Origin of the sequence: Novosphingobium sp., from assembly GCF_032093395.1 — a bacterium.
GTDB lineage: Bacteria > Pseudomonadota > Alphaproteobacteria > Sphingomonadales > Sphingomonadaceae > Novosphingobium.
Genome location: NZ_DAMDBA010000001.1, coordinates 18,706 through 34,756, shown reverse-complemented (window position 1 = coordinate 34,756; position 16,051 = coordinate 18,706). Strand labels below are relative to the sequence as shown.

The window sequence follows — 16,051 nt, the reverse complement described above, 5'->3', positions numbered from 1 at the left end:
GCCGTCCCGGAACATGCGCTTACTTGCCCGGCACCAGCCGCATGGCTGCGCCGCCGCCCGGAGCGAGCCAGAGATCGAGCTTGTCGCCCTTCTTCACGGTACGCGTGTCGTAGGCGATCCGGTGGCGGGCATCGGTGAGGTAGGTCGCGCCTTCGCCGTCCTTCCAGATCGTCGCCTTGTAGGTCTTGCCGGGTTCGAGGAAGTCGAACGAGAGCGTGACGATGCGCGCGGTGGCGTCGTTCACGCCGCCCACGAACCATTCGGGGCTCTTGCGGTCCTTGCGGGCGAAGATCGCGAAGTCGCCCACTTCGCCCGCGATCAGGTGGCTTTCGGCCCAGTCGGCGGGGACATGGCGGATGAATTCCATCTCGCGCGGATGCTTTTCGAGGTTCTCGACGAAGTCCGCCGCCATCTGGATCGGCGAATAGAGCGCGAGATAGAGCCCCAGCTGCTTGGCAAGGGTCGACGCCAGCGGATCGTGCTTTGCGCCTTCCAGGCTCAGCACGCCGGGCGTGAAGTCCATCGGGCCGGAGAGCATGCGGGTATAGACCAGGGTCGGCTCATGGTCGGGACCGTTGGCGAAGGCACCCCAGGCGTTGTATTCCATGCCGCGCGCGCCTTCGCGGGCGATCCAGTTGGGATAGGTCCGGCGCAGACCGGTGTCCTTCACGGGCTCGTGGGCGTTGATGGCGATATGGTGCTTCGCGGCCAGCTTCACCACGTCGAGGTGATGGTTCACCTGCCGCTGGCCGTCGTGCCATTCCATATGCGTGGCGCCCGGCTGCTCGCCGTAATGCCAGGTGTCCGCGATGATGCCGCCGCCATCGGCCACGTAGCCGGTCTTGACCGAGGTTACGCCCAGCTTCTCGTAGAGCGCGAAGCCCGCGTCCATCTGCTTTTCGTAGATGGCGATATTGCCGCCGGTCTCGTGGTGACCGATCAGCACGACGCCCTTCTTTCGTGCATAGTCCGTGACGGCCTTGATGTCGAAGTCCGGCGTCGCTTCGGTGAAGCTGAAGTCGCCGTGGCCGAACCAGTCGCCGTCCCAGCCCTTGTTCCAGCCTTCGATCAGAACGCCGCCGAAGCCGTTGCGCGCGGCATAGTCGATATACTGCCTGGCGCGCGCGGTGGTGGCGCCGTGCTTGGGGCCGGTCGCCCAGGACCAGTCGCCACGGATCATGCCCCACCAGATGCCGACGTAGCGCATCGGCTTCACCCAGCTGACGTCGCCCAGCTTGTTGGGTTCGTTGAGGTTGAGTTCGAGGTCGTTCTCGACCAGCCCCGCCGCCTTGTCGGCAATGCGGATCGTGCGCCAAGGCGTGTTGAAGGGCAAGTCGCGGACCACGCGCGCGCCTTGCGAGGAGGGCGAGAGCGTGGTGCGGAATTTCTGCCCGTCTGCACGCTTGAACCAGTATCCGGCATAGTCGACCAGCGCCGCCTCGTGGAACGAGAGGTGGGTGCCGTCCTCCAGCTTCATGGTGATCGGCGTATGTGCGGTGGAGACGGCGTCGATCGGAGTCTGCTGGTAGACCTGCTCGTAGCGGTTCCATTCGCCGCCGGGAATCCACCAGGCGGTGCCCTTGGGAACGATGTCGAACTCGGTAGTCTCGTCGGCGATTTTCATCGTCTTCATCGCCGGCTGCTCGGGCAGTTCGTAGCGGAAGCCGATGCCGTCGTCGAAGAGGCGGAAGTGCACGTCCATCAGGCGGTTGCCCTGGGAGGCGGACTGGCGGAAGTGGACGGTGATCTCGTTGTAGCGATCACGCACGACGGTGCGTTCACCCCAGGGCTGCTGCCAGGTGTCGTCGTGCGCGCCGGTTTCGCTGCCGGTGATCGAGAAGCCGCGCACCATGTTGACGCCATCGGTCAGCACGAAGCCCAGCTTGCTCGGCGCGATCAGCAGCTTGCCCTTGCGCGAAAGCGACCAGGTGGGGCGGCTGTCGTTGTCGGTATCGACGGTGAGCACGATCGAGCCATCGGGCGAAGCGGCGGTGACGCTGGGCTTGGCCTCCTGCGCATGAGCAGTAAGCGGCGCGAGCGCGGCGGCGAGGATGCCGGCTCCAAGAAAGCTGGTAGCGCCCAGCAGGCGGAAAGGCTTCATGCCCGATCTCCTTTTGAAACGTGTGCGAATGCAGACCGAACGGCCCGCTCAACTAATCCCGTCATCCCCGCGAAGGCGGGGATCCCGCTTGTTCCTTTTGGGCACGCAGAGACGCGGAGACGCAGAGGAGGACGTGCTGAACCGATATCTCTGCGCTCCGCGTCTCTGCGTGAACCCTAAAAGCGGGGCTCCCGCCTGCGCGGGGGCGACGGGTCGAATTGGAGGTCATTCCTCGATCCAGATCGCAGCCCATGCGGGGAGCATTCCGAGCGCCGCGTCATTGACGGCGGCAAGGACTTTGCCAGAAGTCGGCACAGCGTCCGGCCAAGCCGCCTTGCGCTCACCGATGTTGAAAACCGCCAGCACCGAACGCCCCTCCGCCTCGCGGCGCAGCGCAAGGCGTGTCTCATCTGCGAGCAGCACCTCGCAAGTGCCCCGCCGCAGCGCCGCATCGTCGCGGCGCAAGTGGATGAGGCGGCGCGTCAGGTGCAGCAGCGAGGCGGGATCGGCTTCCTGCCGGTCGATGGCGCGGGCAAGATTGGCTTCGGACAGCGGCAGACAAGGGTGGCCGCTGGTGAAGCCGCCATGCTCGTCCTGCGCCTTCCACGGCAGCGGCGTGCGCACGCCGTCGCGCGAGAGGGTGAGCGGCCAGTTGGCGATGGCCTCGGGATCCTGGAGCCGTTCGAACGGCACTTCATCCTGCTCCAATCCAAGCTCTTCGCCCTGGAACAGGATGGGATTGCCGCGCAACGAAAGCAGCAGCATGGCTTTCATCCGCGCGAAGGCGTCGCGATGCTCCAGCGAGCACCAGCGCGAGACGGCGCGGGGAGCATCGTGGTTTTCGAAAGCCCAGCTCGGCCATCCCATGCCGTGTTCGTCGGGCCAGAAATCCTGCGCGGCGGCGATACGGGACGGGGTCAGGTTCTCGGCATAGAGGAAGTCGAAACCGTAAGCGCTGTTCAGACGGGCGGGGCCCTGCGTGAACGCCTTCATCTCCACCCCGGCGTTGAGACCGCCCACTTCCGCCAGCGAATAGGTATCCGGATAGGATGTGATCAGCGCCTGCAAGCGCTCGATGAAGAGCAGGATATCCGGGTGCGACTGGTTGTAGCGCTGGATCTGGAAATCGTAGGGGCGCGTGCGCGGCTTGCCGTCATGCGGTGCCGCCGGATTGTCGCGCAACAGCGGGTCGTGCATCGAATGGTTGAGCGCATCGATGCGAAAGCCCGATACGCCCCGGTCCAGCCAGAACTTCGCCACGCCCAGCAGCGCGTCCTGCACTTCCGGGTTGTGGCAATTGAGCTGCGGCTGCTCGGCCAGGAAGTTGTGCATGTAGTACTGGCCGCGCCGTGCATCCCAGCGCCAGGCGGGGCCGCCGAAGATCGACTGCCAGTTGTTGGGCGGCGTGCCGTCTTCCTTTGGATCGGCCCAGACATACCAGTCGGCGCGCGGGTTGTCGCGGCTGGCGCGGCTCTCGGCGAACCAGGCGTGCTTGTCCGAGGTATGGGCATAGACCTGATCGACGATGATCTTGAGGCCCAGTTCGCGGGCGCGGGCGATCACCAGCTCGAAATCTTCGAGCGTGCCGAAAATGGGATCGACCGCGCAGTAATCCGAAATGTCGTAGCCGAAATCGGCCATGGGAGAGGCGTAGAACGGCGAGATCCACACCGCTTCCACGCCAAGCGAGGCGACGTGGCCCAGCCGTTCGGCAATGCCTTTCAGGTCGCCGATGCCATCGCCGTTGGCGTCCGCGAAGCTGCGCGGATAGATCTGGTAGATGGCGGCGCCGCGCCACCATTCGGGTGTAGAGGTCATGGTCGTTTCCGGGGGGAAGAGAGGGAGCGGCAAGGATCAGGGTTTCGCCGCGCAGACCGCGAAGCCGAGTGGCGGCAGCGCGACGTGCAGGGAACCGGGTGCGCCGGCCGTCGCCGCGCAAGGCGCGCCCGCCAGGGTTTCGAAATCGAGCGAGGCTGCCTCAACCGCGACTTGGGCCGATAGCGGTGCTGTGGACGTGTTGAAGGCCAGCAGCACCTCGCGCCCCGTGTTCGGATCGAAGCGCGACACGGCGAGGAGGCCCGGCTTGTCCGAAGCGGTGCGGGTGACGGAGCGCCCTCCGGTCAGCGCCGGGGTCTTCACGCGCAGGGCGGAAAGCTGTGCGATCAGGCGATAGAGCGGGTGGGCGGGGTCGAAGTTGTCGGTTGCGGTGGTTCGCGCAGTGCCCACCAGCGCCTCGCCGTTGTAGATCGCCACTTTGCTGGCGAACATGTCCTGCCGCGAAAGCTGGTCGCCGCCCGCGCCGACGAAGCCCTGCTCGTCGCCGTAGTAGATCGTCGGCACGCCGCGCAGGGTGAGCAGCATGGCATGGGCCAGTTCGTCCCGCTTCAGCAGTTCGTCGGCGCTCATCGCGGGATCGGCGGCCTTGAGGAACATCGCCGCGCGCCCGGCATCGTGATTGCCCAGGAACGTCGGCAGTTGCAGCGCTGCGGCCGTTCCGCCTTCGTAGAGCCCGTCGTCATCGGGCAGGCGCGCCAGCTCCTCGCCGGTCTTGCCGCTCGCTGCCGCCAGCACCGCGTGCATGAACGCGAAGTCCAGCACGCCGGGGAGCCCGGCGTTGCGTGTCCAGCTGGCTAGCAGTGCGGGATCGTAGTCCCCGCTCATCACTTCGCCGAAGATGTGGAAGTTGGGGATGCCGCTCGCCGCCGCGCGTTCTTTCATGGCAGGTACGAACGCGCGCCAGAATGCGGGGTTCACATGCTTGGCAGTGTCGATGCGGAAGCCGTCGATGCCGTACTTGTCGATCCAGTCGCCGTAGATCGCGATCATGCCCTCGACCACGCGCGGGTGCTCGGTGGCGAGATCGTCCAGGCCCACGAAATCGCCGTATTGCGCGCTTTCGCCCTTCCAGTCGGTATCGCCGCGGTTGTGGTAGTAGATCGGGTCGTTCAGCCATGCAGGCACTTTCACCCGCGCCTCGCCCTTGGGCACGACGGGGGTATAGGCGAAGGACGGGTCGGTCAGTTTCGCCCAGTTGGCCTTGCTGTCGTTTGTGTCTCCGGCAAAGCCCGGATTGATCGCTGCGCCCGAGACGCCGCCCCGGCGGCAGAAGGGGTAGTCTGCCTTGGACCGATAGGGATATTGCTGCGCGGTCCCTTCCTCGTACTGGATCACATCCGCCGTGTGGTTGGCGATGATGTCCATGTAGACCTTCATGCCGCGCGCATGCGCCGCGTCCACCAGCGCCTTGAAGTCCGCGTCAGACCCGAAGTGCGGATCGACATGGGTGAAGTCGGTGATCCAGTAGCCGTGATAGCCGGCACTCTCTCCACCCTTCGGTCCTTGCACCGGCTTGTTCTTGAAGATCGGGCCTACCCAGATCGCGGTGGCACCCAGGCCCTGGATATAGCCGAGCCGGGCGGTGAGTCCCTTGAGGTCGCCGCCGTGGTAGAAAGCCTTGTCGGCCGGATCGAAGCCGGTGGTCAGCTTGCCGCCCTTGAGCCCGCCCTTGTCGTTCGACGGATCGCCGTTTTCGAAGCGGTCGGGCAGGACGAAGTAGATCACTTCCTGTTCCGGGCCGCGTGCACGCAAGTCTTCCAGCGGCCCGGCAAGCGCCGGCGCGGCTCCCAGCGAGAAGGCCATTGCGGCAAGCGAGGCAAATCTGCGGATCATGGCTTGTGGCTCTCCCGTGGACGCCTGGGGCGGAAGAAAGGCGGAACCATGCGAATGTCGTGCATTCCCATGGCTCCGCCGAATGGCCTGCGAGGCGGGTTTGGAGGAGGAGAAACCCCGCAGGCCGAGGGATCGATCAGAACTTACCCGAGACCGGATGGTCTCAGAACTTATACGTAAATCCAGCCAGGAACCGGCGGCCATAGGTCTGATAATCGATGATCTGCCGAGTATCGCCCGGATTGGTGGTGATGAACGGCGCGTCGGTCAGGTTCTGGCCCTGAATGTAGAGCGAAAGCCCCGCCAGCGCGCTGTCCGGCTGGAAGTCGTAGCCGATCTGGGCATCGACGATCGTTTCCGCAGCCGCGCGGCGACGCACGCGATTGGCCGAGAAGCCGGAGACTTCGCCGATGAAGGTGGAGCGATAACGCACCGAACCGCGCGCATTGAAGCCCCACTTTTCGAAGTAGGCAGTGCCGTTTGCGACCCACTTCGAATAGCCGGGCAGGTCGCCCGAGGGCTGGCCCGGCTCGGGCGCGATCTTGGTCTTGGTATAGGCGACGCTGCCCGTCACCCCGAAGCCGTCGAGCGCGGAAGTGAACGTTTCGAACGGCAGCGTTGTGGCCAGTTCGACGCCGTAGAGCTTGCCGCCCTTGCCGTTGATCGGCACGTTCAGCTGCGCGGTGTCGGAAATCGGGATGCCGTTGCCGGGATCCTGAAGGGCCAGGCCATCGGTGGGGACGGTGACGTCCATCTTGTAGACGTAGCTCTTCAGCTCCTTCCAGAAGAACTGCGCAGCGACATAGCCCTTGGCGCCGAAGTACTGCTCGAAAGTAAGGTCGAGCGCATTCGCACGCCACGGGCGAAGGTCGGGATTGCCGGATTCGCCGGTGACCTGCGCCACGCCGCCTACGATCGTGGAGTTCCAGCTCAGCGAAGCGCGCATGTCGTCCAGGCGCGGGCGGATCATCTCGCGCGCGGCGGCGAAGCGGATCACCGTGTCGCTCGGCAGGCGCAGCGACATGTTGAGGCTGGGCAGCACGTCGAGATAGTCGGCACTGTTGTTGCGCGGCAGCGAGCCAACGTTGGGCGAGCCATTGGCGTTTTCGCCCAGGTAGACGGCGGTGGCGCCCTTCGAGTTCTGGTCGGTCCAGTTGGCCTGCACGCCCAGGTTGCCGGTGAACTCGCCGACCCCGAGATCGGCCTTGAAGTTCGCCTGGGCATAGGCGGTCATGACCTTCTCGCGGATCGCGTAGCTCTTGACCACGACGTCGCCGTAAGGATTGGCGACCAGATTGTAGATGCCGTCATCGATCAGCGCGAGCGGGTTGTAGCTGATGACCGGGCCGAGGCCGAGGTACTTCAGGTCGGTGGTGCCAAGCTGGTACTGCTCGGGCACGGGTACGCTGGTCAGGCCATCGGTATTGGCGGCCAGGCCCAGGAAGTACTCCTCGGGCACCAGCGACTTGGAACGATTGGTATAGTTCCAGCCGACTTGGATCGAGCTGAGCGCGCCCGCGTCGAACTTCTTCTCGACCTCGGTGCGGAACTGCCAGAGTTCGTCCTTGACCTTGCGGTTGTTGTAGTAACCGTCCTGGCCGCCGCGAATGGCGGTGCCGTCCGGCGCGATCTGCGTGCCGCCCCAGCCCTGCGGAGACGTGAGCACGATCTGGCTCCAGTCTCCGTAGTTGAGGCCGGGGGTGAAGCGGGCGCCCTGCGAGGTGGAGAGGAAGCCCACGGTGTCGGTCGCGCCGGCGGGGAAGCGGCCGGTGCCGGAATAGCTCTCGACGGTCAGTTCGTTGCGGTCGGTCTTCGAATAGCTGGCGTCGAACATCGCGTTCCAGCCGTTGTCGCCTTCCCACTTGTTGTTCCAGCCGAACGAATAGAGCTTGGCATGGCGCTGGAACACGTCGTTGCGGACGATGCCCTTCACGTCGTCGAAGCTGCCGGACGTGATCAGCCCGTTCTCGGCCGTATAGCCGGGGTTGAGCGTAGCATTGCCGTAGAGCGGCATTTCGATGCCGCGCTTGATCTGGTCATCCTTGAAGTTCGAATAGAAGGCGTCGATCGTCGAGGTGAACTGCGGCACCGGGCGCCATTGCAGCGTGCCGTTGAGGCCCAGCCGCTTCAGCTTGGTGGAGGTATTGTAGGACTTCTGCCCGGTGATCACGCGGTTGCCGTCCGGCGTGGGGTCATAGCCCCAGGCGTTGAACTCCTGGATCTGGTAGGGTTCGTCCGTATAGCTGGCGCCAAGGGCGATGCCGATCGTGTCGTTGGCGAACTGGTCCACGTACATGCCGTTGACCCGGTAACCGAGATCGTCCGAGCCGACGTTGAGCTTGCCGAGATCGGCGTAGGAGCCGCGTGCGCCCACCGTGAAGATGCGCTTCCCGGCGTCCAGCGGACGGATCGTGCGCATGTCCACCGTGCCCGACAGGCCCTGGCCGACGAGGCTGGCCATCGGCGTCTTGTAGACATTCACGGCGCTGACGACTTCGCTGGGATACTGGTCGTACTCCACGGCGCGGTTGTCGCCGGTGGAAGTCTGTTCGCGGCCGTTGAGCAGGGTGGTCGAGAAGTCCGGCGCGAAGCCGCGAATGGCGATGGCGTTGGAGCGGCCGGACACGCGCTGCGAGGTCAGCCCCGGAAGGCGGGCGATCGATTCGGCGATCGAGGCGTCGGGCAGTTTGCCGATGTCTTCGGCGGAGACCGATTCCACGATCTGCTCGGCGGTCTTCTTCTTGTTGACGGCCGATTCAAGGCTGGCGCGAAAGCCGGTGACGACGATCGACTGGCCATCCTGCGCTTCGGCTTCCGGAGCAGATTCCTGTGCCGTTGCGACAGCGGGAACAGTGCCGGCGGCCAGGGCGGCTGCCATCGCGAGCGAGGACGAATTCCGGCGAGAAACGCACCGGCGCGAAAATTCCTTGTGAAGCGACATCCTGTCCTCCTCCTGCGGTTATCATCCGACCCCTGGATGTTTTAGGGGTGGGACGTGGAAGATCCGGTGTTTTGCACCGCGACTCTTCCGTTCACCCCGTCGCTTAGGGCGCGACAGGGGAATGCATAATATGGCATACGTATACGCAAGTGCCGCAGGGCCACGTTACGTTGCACGATTGCAACGTCCTGGAGAGGGTGCAAGCCAGCAGAAATGCTGGGTTTCATGAAGAAAATTCGAAAGTAAAAAGAATGGGCCGCAAACCGAGCAACAGGCCGACGAGTTTCGACATCGCCTACCGGGCCGGGGTATCTCAGCCCACCGTCAGTCGCGCCCTGCGGGGCAGCAAGGCGGTGAGCGCGGCGACGCGCGAGCGGATCGAGGCGATCGCGCGCGAACTGAACTATTCGGTCGACAAGAACGCCTCGTCGCTGCGCTCGCAGCGCTCGAACACGATCGCGCTGCTGTTTTTCGAGGAACAGACGCCCGACGATTCCAGGATCAACCCGTTCTTTCTCGCCATGCTCGGATCGATCACGCGCGAATGCGCCAACCGGGGCCTGGACCTGCTGATCTCGTTCCAGAAGATGGAGGACGATTGGCACGTTCGCTATCAGGACAGCCACCGTGCCGATGGTCTGATCCTGCTCGGCTATGGAGACTACACGCTCTACGAAAGCCGCCTGCGGCAACTGGTGGGGCAGGGCACGCAATTCGTGCGCTGGGGCTCGGTGAACGATGAGAACATCGGCGCTACCGTGGGATCGGACAATTTCGGGGCGGGCCGCCGGGCCGGCGAGCATCTGATCGGACTGGGGCGGCAACGCATCGCCTTCCTGGGCCAGGCCGACGAGCACTATCCCGAGTTCGCCGAGCGCTATCACGGCCTTTGCGCCGCCATGGCCGCTGCGGGGCTGGACTGCGATCCCGTGCTTCAGCGCGACACGATCAGCCACGAAAACCTCGGCCATGCGGCGATGCGCACGCTGATCGAGGAGGGCGTGGCGTTCGATGCCGTTTTCGCCGCCAGCGACCTTATCGCGATCGGCGCCATGCGTGCCTTGATCGCGGCAGGGCGCTCGATCCCCGGCGACGTCGCGGTCATGGGTTTCGACGATCTGCCCGCCGCCAGCATGACCCATCCGCCGCTCACGACCGTCATGCAGGATCTGAAGGGGGCGGGCGAGCGACTGGTCGAGACGCTCGTCGCGCTGATCGAGGATCAGCCGCTTCCGCAGTCGACCTTGGGCGGAAAGCTGATCGTGCGGGGCAGCACTTCGGGATGAGCCTTCCGGGCCATCACGTATTCGTATGCGTGTTGCCGATGGCTGGATGCCGTGCGAGTGCCTTGGCGCGCATTCAAGCGCCGGACGATCGGCGGTACCAGTAGTTCCGTCAACGGGGCCGACAGGAAAGAGGGATGGGATGAGGGGAGCCGCGATGCTGGAAAAGCCGAAACAGGGCTGGGCCGGGCTTTGGAACATCAGCTTCGGCTTCTTCGGCATCCAGATCGGCTTCGCGTTGCAGAACGCCAACATGAGCCGGGTATTCCAGTCGCTAGGTTCCTCGATCGACGATCTTCCCGCGCTGTGGATCGCGGCGCCGTTGACGGGACTGCTGGTGCAGCCGATCGTCGGCCATCTGTCCGACCGCACCTGGCTGGGCCGGCTCGGCCGCAGGCGTCCCTATTTCCTTGCTGGCGCGCTCCTGGCGACGATAGCCTTGCTGGCAATGCCGGAGAGCGGCGGCTTGCTGATGGCGGCCATGTTGCTGTGGATGCTGGACGCCAGTCTGAACATCTCGATGGAGCCGTTCCGCGCTTTCGTGGGAGACATGCTGCGGAAAGACCAACATACCGCCGGCTATGCGGTGCAGACCGCGTTCATCGGCGTGGGGGCGGTGGTGGGCTCGCTGTTCCCTTACGTGCTGGATCATCTTGGCGTCAGCAATATCGCCGGGCCGGGAGGCATTCCCGACACGGTGCGCTTCAGCTTCCGGGCGGGCGGGGTCATCCTGCTGCTGGCCGTGCTCTGGACCGTGTTGACGACGCGCGAATACTCTCCGGAGCAGCAGGCGGCGTTCCACGAAGCCGATGCGCATGAGGCTGCCGCAAGTGCCGAAAGCCTCGCCGCCCGCAGCAAGTGGTCCGCCCTGCCGTGGATCGCGGCGGGCGCTTTGGTGGCGTTCGTGGTGCGCGTCTGGGATCTGGAGAAGGAAGTCTACCTGCTCGCGGCCCTGCTTGCCGGATACGGATTGGCCGTGCTCGGCGCGGTCGGGCTGGCGCGTGCCGGAAAGGGCACTTCGATGCTCGCGGGCATCGTCGGAGACTTCTCGGGCATGCCGCCGATCATGAAGCGCCTGGCCTTCGTCCAGTTCTTCAGCTGGTCGGCGCTGTTCATCATGTGGATCAACACCACGCCGGTGGTCGCCCAGTATCACTTCGGATCGGCCGACCCCGCCAGCGCCGCCTATCAGGCTGCGGGCAACTGGGTGGGCGTGCTGTTCTCCGTCTACAACGGCGTCGCCGCCATCGCCGCGCTACTGCTGCTGCCCCGCTTTGCCGCGCGACTGGGGAAGGCTCGGACCCACGCGGCCTGTCTCGTGCTGGGTGCGCTGGGCTTTGCCGGGTTTCTGGTCCTGCGCGATCCCGATTTGCTGATCGTCTGCGAGATCGGGATAGGCGTCGCCTGGGCCTCGATCCTGGCGATGCCTTACGCCATCCTCGCCAGCAACCTGCCGCAATCGAAGCTCGGCGTGTTCATGGGGCTGTTCAACGTCTTCGTCGTGCTGCCGCAACTGCTGGTGGCGACCGTCATGGGCTCGATCATGAAGGCCTTCTTCCCCGGCGAGCCGATCTGGACGATGGGCTTCGCCGCCGCCACGCTGCTGGTGGCGGCGCTGGCGTCCCTGCGACTGGGCCGCGACGTCTGAAGATCAGAAGTGGCCGCTACAGTAAGCCAGCAGCAGGATGATGGGGATGGGAACGCCGATCAGCCAGAGTAGACCCGAACGCATGGTTTTGTCCTTTCCATTGGTGGGATAGACAATCCTCTGGAAAGGCGGCGGTTCCCCCCGGTCGTTCCCTTGGCTGGTCTACTCGGCCGGGACGGCGGCGGGTCCCGTCTGCATCGGCCCGCGCATGCCCAGGCGTTCGGAGACGATCGTCGGCACCAGGGCCTGCCCCGCGACGTTCACGGCGGTGCGGCCCATGTCGAGGATCGGGTCGATCGCCAGCAGCAGGCCGGCGCCTTCCAGCGGCAGGCGCAGCGTGGATAGCGTGAGTGTCAGCATCACCACCGCCCCGGTAAGCCCCGCCGTGGCGGCCGAGCCGATCACCGAGACGAAGACGATCAGCGCGTAATCGGAAAGCTGAAGCGGCACCCCATAGAACTGGGCGACGAAGATCGCCGAGATCGCAGGGTAGATCGCGGCGCAACCGTCCATCTTGGTGGTGGAGCCCAATGGCACCGCGAATGCCGCATAGGAGCGCGGCACGCCGAGGCGCTCCGTCACTTCCTCGGTCACCGGCATGGTGCCGACCGACGAGCGGGAGAGGAAGCCGATCTGGATCGCCGGCCAGGCGACCGAGAAGAACCGCAGCGGGTTGATCCCGTGGAGGAGCAGCAGGATCGGGTAGACCGCCAGCAGCACGATGGCGAGGCCGATATAGACTGCGCCCGCGAAAGCGCCGAGCGCCGACAGCGCATCCCAGCCGTAGCTCACCACGGCATTGGCGATCAGCGCCGCCGAGCCCAGCGGGGTCAGCGCGATCAGCCAGCGCAGGAGCTGGCGCAGCACCAGGTTGGCCGAGGTCATGAAGCTGAGGAAAGCCTCTGCCTTGTCGCCGATGCGCACCGCTGCCGCGCCTACCGCAACGGCGGCAATGATGATCTGGAGGACGTTGAACGACACCGAGGTTGCCGGGCCGTCCGCCTCCAGCGTGGTCGAAGCCGTGATGCCCAGATAGTTGGCGGGGACCAGGCCCTTGAGGAAGTCCAGCCAGCCGCCGACCGCCTTGGGCGCCTGCGCCGCGCCGGCATCGACGCTGGCGTGGAGGCCGGGCTGGATGGTCAAGCCCAGCGCGATGCCGATGAGCACGGCGATGAGCGCGGTGATCGCGAACCACAGCAGAGTCTGTCCCACCAGTTTCACGGCATTGTCCAGCCCGCGCAGGGCGGCCACCGAGGCGATGATAGCGGTGAATACCAGCGGCGGCACCAATGTACGAAGCAGCTGGACGAAGATCTGCGCGATGGTGTGGAACGTTTCGGTCGCACCGCCGCCGAGCGCGCTTTCGGGCCCGAGCTGCCGCACGGCCAAGCCCGCGATAAGGCCGAACACCATGCCGAGCATGACCTGCGTTCCGAAACCGGGAAGCCACGATCGCTTGGCGTGCGGAGAATTCGACATTCGCTTACTTTCGTTACCGGACCGGATGTCCCGCCATTTCGGCGTTTGCAGACTTTCCTGCAAGGGGTGCGGGAGTGGCACGGTCGCTTGCACGACAAGCGCTCATTGTCAACTCAAACGGTTGACAATGAGCGCTTTCCGCTACCGGAGGTGGCGCGCATATAACACGATGATGGGCTTCCATAACTTTATGGTTTGGAATAGTATAGAAATAACAAAGCAATAAACGATTGCCCTTGCGTAATTCAAATTGGCCGGGGCGGGGTTAGAGTGTCAATGCGCGAGGCTTGTAATCCGTGCAGCCTCCTTATCGGTAAAGCATTGATCGCGCCCTATTCCTGCTTCTCGCTAGAGATGGCGGCGGTTAGGCGCGTCCTGGTGGTTTCCCATCGCTTCGGCGCTGCATGGTCATGACAGATACGCGGTCTCTGCCGACCGCGGGACAATGCAAGCAAGGAGGTGCCGCATGCGGGGCATGAACAAAGACGCGAGTCTGCTGATCAGGGCATGGCTGTTCCTGTTGGGAGCGGTCATCCTCGCCGCCGGGCTGTTTTTCACGATCGGCGGCGTCAAGCTCATCAGCCTCGGGGGAAGCTTCTACTTCATCCTCGCAGGACTGGCGCTGATAGTGTCGGGTGTCCTGATCGTTCGCCGCCGCCCGATCGGCGCCTTGTTGTTCGGGGCGACGTTCCTGCTGACGATCCCCTGGGCCTTGTGGGAAGGGGGGCTTTCGTTCTGGCCGCTGATTTCCCGCCTTCTGGCGATGGGCGTCGGCGCGACCGTGGTGGCGCTGTCCTATCCCCTCCTGCTTCGGTCGGCCGGACGCCTGCCTGCGTGGAAGCCCGCCCTGGTGGTCGCCGCAGTCGTGGGTGCGGCTTCGGCCGCCGGTTTCGCGGGCATGTTCGTGCCCCATGCCACCGTTGCCTTCTCTGGCGAGGAAGGCGGGCTGATGCCCGTCGATCCCGCTCATGAACAGAAGAACTGGGAGGCCTACGGCAATACCAGCGGCGGCAGTCGCTTCGTGGCCCTCGACCAGATCACGCGCGACAACGTGAAGAATCTCCAGGTGGCCTGGACCTATCGCACCGGTGACGTGGCGGTGAGCGACGGCAACGGCGCCGAAGACCAGAACACGCCGCTCCAGGTGGGCGACACCGTCTATATCTGCACCCCGCATAACAATGTCATCGCGCTGGACGCCGATACCGGCCGCGAGAAGTGGAAAGCGCGGATCGATGCCCGTGCCTCGGTCTGGAACCGTTGCCGCGGCCTCGCCTACTTCGACGCCAGCACGCCGCTCCAGCAGCCGAACATGGCCGGCGCGTCGCCCGTCACGGCCGTCACCGTGCCGGAAGGCGCGCCGTGCCAGCGCCGCATCTTGATGAACACCATCAATGCCGAACTGATCGCGCTCGACGCCCAGACCGGCAAGTTCTGCCCGGACTTCGGCAATGACGGCCGGGTGGACCTCAAGGCGGGCCTCGGCGATGCGCCGGACCCGCAGTACCAGCTCACCTCCGCGCCCACCCTGGCGGGAACCACCGTGGTCGTCGGTGGCCGCGTGGCGGACAACGTGCAGGTGGACATGCCCGGCGGCGTGATGCGGGGCTACGACGTGGTCACCGGTAAGCTGCGCTGGGCCTTCGATCCCGGCAATCCCGCAGTCACCGGAATGCCGCCCGAGGGCCGCACCTATACCCGCTCCACGCCCAACGTCTGGGCGGCGATGTCCTACGATCCGGCATCCAATACGGTGTTCATGCCGGTGGGCAGTTCCTCGGTGGATCTCTACGGCGTCCCCCGGACTCCGCTCGATCACAAGTACGGCGCTTCGATGCTCGCACTCGATGCCACGACCGGCAGGGAGAAGTGGCACTTCCAGACCGTCCACAACGACCTCTGGGACTTCGATGTGCCGATGCAGCCGACGTTCCTGGATTTCGCGGCGAAGGACGGCAGGACCGTTCCCGCGCTCGTGTTCGGGACCAAGGCCGGCCAGCTCTACGTGCTCGATCGTGCGACCGGCCGTCCGCTGACGGAAGTGGCGAACGTCAAGGTCAAACCCGCCAACATCGCGAACGAGCCCTACGCACCGACGCAGCCGAAATCGGTGGGCATGCCGCAGATCGGCGTCGGTCCGCTGACCGAGGCCGACATGTGGGGCGCCACGCCGTTCGACCAGCTCCTGTGCCGGATCGCCTTCAAGGGCATGCGTTACGAAGGCCTCTATACTGCGCCCGGCACCGACAAGTCGCTGAGCTTTCCAGGATCGCTGGGCGGCATGAACTGGGGCGGGCTATCGATCGACCCCACCAGCGGCACGATCTTCGCCAACGACATGCGCCTGGGCCTCTGGGTGCAGATGGTTGCCCAAACCCATGAGCAGAAGGCGCTGGCCTCCAGCGGCGGCGAGGCGGTGAACACCGGCATGGGCAGCGTGCCGCTGAAAGGCACGCCCTATTCGGTGGTGAAGGACCGCTTCCTCTCCGCGCTGGGCGTTCCCTGCCAGGCACCGCCGTTCGGCACCCTTACCGCGATCGACATGAAGACGCGCCAGATCAAGTGGCAGGTTCCGGTCGGCACCGTGCGCGATACCGGCCCGATGGGCATGAAGATGGGTCTGCCGATCCCGATCGGCCTGCCGACGCTGGGCGGTACGCTGGCGACGCAGGGCGGGCTGGTCTTCATCGCCGGCACCCAGGACTACTACTTGCGCGCGTTCAACTCCGCGAACGGCAAGGAAGTCTGGAAGGCCCGCCTGCCGGTAGGCAGCCAAGGCGGCCCGATGAGCTACAAGTCGCCGAAGACCGGCAAGCAATATGTGGTGATCACCGCCGGCGGCGCGCGCCAGTCGCCCGATCGCGGCGACTATGTGATCGCTTACAAGCTGCCGTAACGGCCTTGGGGGGCGGTGCGCAACCGCCCCCCTT

At 65.1% G+C, this 16,051-nt stretch carries 8 protein-coding genes; 3 read left to right on the top strand and 5 right to left on the bottom strand.

Annotated features, from left to right (window positions below; all coding sequences use genetic code 11):
- Positions 1-19: 19 nt before the first annotated feature.
- The 4 genes from RT424_RS00120 to RT424_RS00105 all read right to left on the bottom strand — a co-directional run bounded on the left by RT424_RS00120 (position 20) and on the right by RT424_RS00105 (position 8,648).
- Positions 20-2,101 carry a glycoside hydrolase family 97 protein gene (locus tag RT424_RS00120; protein ID WP_313433522.1) on the bottom strand — a complete coding sequence of 694 codons (2,082 nt, stop codon included), beginning with the start codon at positions 2,099-2,101 and terminating at the stop codon, positions 20-22.
- 225 nt (positions 2,102-2,326) lie between these two features.
- Entirely contained in the window at positions 2,327-3,919 is a 1,593-nt protein-coding gene (locus RT424_RS00115; RefSeq protein WP_313433520.1) for an alpha-amylase family glycosyl hydrolase, read from the bottom strand.
- 36 nt (positions 3,920-3,955) lie between these two features.
- On the bottom strand, positions 3,956-5,770 hold the full coding sequence (locus RT424_RS00110; protein ID WP_313433518.1) for an alpha-amylase family glycosyl hydrolase: 1,815 nt from the start codon (positions 5,768-5,770) through the stop codon (positions 3,956-3,958).
- Positions 5,771-5,933: 163 nt separating this feature from the next.
- Positions 5,934-8,648, bottom strand: a complete 2,715-nt coding sequence (locus RT424_RS00105; RefSeq protein ID WP_313433517.1) for a TonB-dependent receptor — start codon at positions 8,646-8,648, stop codon at positions 5,934-5,936.
- Between the two features lie 314 nt (positions 8,649-8,962).
- On the opposite strand from RT424_RS00105, the gene RT424_RS00100 reads away from it, so the two are divergent.
- Both RT424_RS00100 and RT424_RS00095 read left to right on the top strand, forming a co-directional pair.
- Positions 8,963-9,997, top strand: coding sequence for a LacI family DNA-binding transcriptional regulator (locus RT424_RS00100; protein WP_313433515.1), 1,035 nt, complete (start codon positions 8,963-8,965; stop codon positions 9,995-9,997).
- Between the two features lie 139 nt (positions 9,998-10,136).
- Positions 10,137-11,642 (top strand): MFS transporter, encoded by a 1,506-nt coding sequence (locus RT424_RS00095; protein ID WP_313433512.1) that lies wholly within the window; start codon positions 10,137-10,139, stop codon positions 11,640-11,642.
- 162 nt (positions 11,643-11,804) lie between these two features.
- On the opposite strand, the gene RT424_RS00090 is transcribed toward RT424_RS00095, so the two are convergent.
- The gene (locus RT424_RS00090) at positions 11,805-13,121 is read right to left on the bottom strand and encodes a dicarboxylate/amino acid:cation symporter (protein ID WP_313433511.1); all 1,317 of its coding nucleotides are present in this window, start codon (positions 13,119-13,121) and stop codon (positions 11,805-11,807) included.
- Positions 13,122-13,596: 475 nt separating this feature from the next.
- On the opposite strand from RT424_RS00090, the gene RT424_RS00085 reads away from it, so the two are divergent.
- Positions 13,597-16,017: a glucose/quinate/shikimate family membrane-bound PQQ-dependent dehydrogenase gene (locus RT424_RS00085; RefSeq protein ID WP_313433510.1), complete on the top strand. Its 2,421-nt coding sequence runs from the start codon at positions 13,597-13,599 to the stop codon at positions 16,015-16,017.
- The last annotated feature ends 34 nt before the right edge of the window (positions 16,018-16,051 follow it).

Coding starts and splice junctions, on each gene's coding strand:
- RT424_RS00105 (WP_313433517.1), bottom strand. CDS start 8,648: ATGGCAGCCGCCCTGGCCGCCGGCACTGTTCCCGCTGTCGCAACGGCA.
- RT424_RS00095 (WP_313433512.1), top strand. CDS start 10,137: ATGAGGGGAGCCGCGATGCTGGAAAAGCCGAAACAGGGCTGGGCCGGG.
- RT424_RS00085 (WP_313433510.1), top strand. CDS start 13,597: ATGAACAAAGACGCGAGTCTGCTGATCAGGGCATGGCTGTTCCTGTTG.
- RT424_RS00120 (WP_313433522.1), bottom strand. CDS start 2,101: ATGAAGCCTTTCCGCCTGCTGGGCGCTACCAGCTTTCTTGGAGCCGGC.
- RT424_RS00115 (WP_313433520.1), bottom strand. CDS start 3,919: ATGACCTCTACACCCGAATGGTGGCGCGGCGCCGCCATCTACCAGATC.
- RT424_RS00110 (WP_313433518.1), bottom strand. CDS start 5,770: ATGATCCGCAGATTTGCCTCGCTTGCCGCAATGGCCTTCTCGCTGGGA.
- RT424_RS00090 (WP_313433511.1), bottom strand. CDS start 13,121: ATGTCGAATTCTCCGCACGCCAAGCGATCGTGGCTTCCCGGTTTCGGA.
- RT424_RS00100 (WP_313433515.1), top strand. CDS start 8,963: ATGGGCCGCAAACCGAGCAACAGGCCGACGAGTTTCGACATCGCCTAC.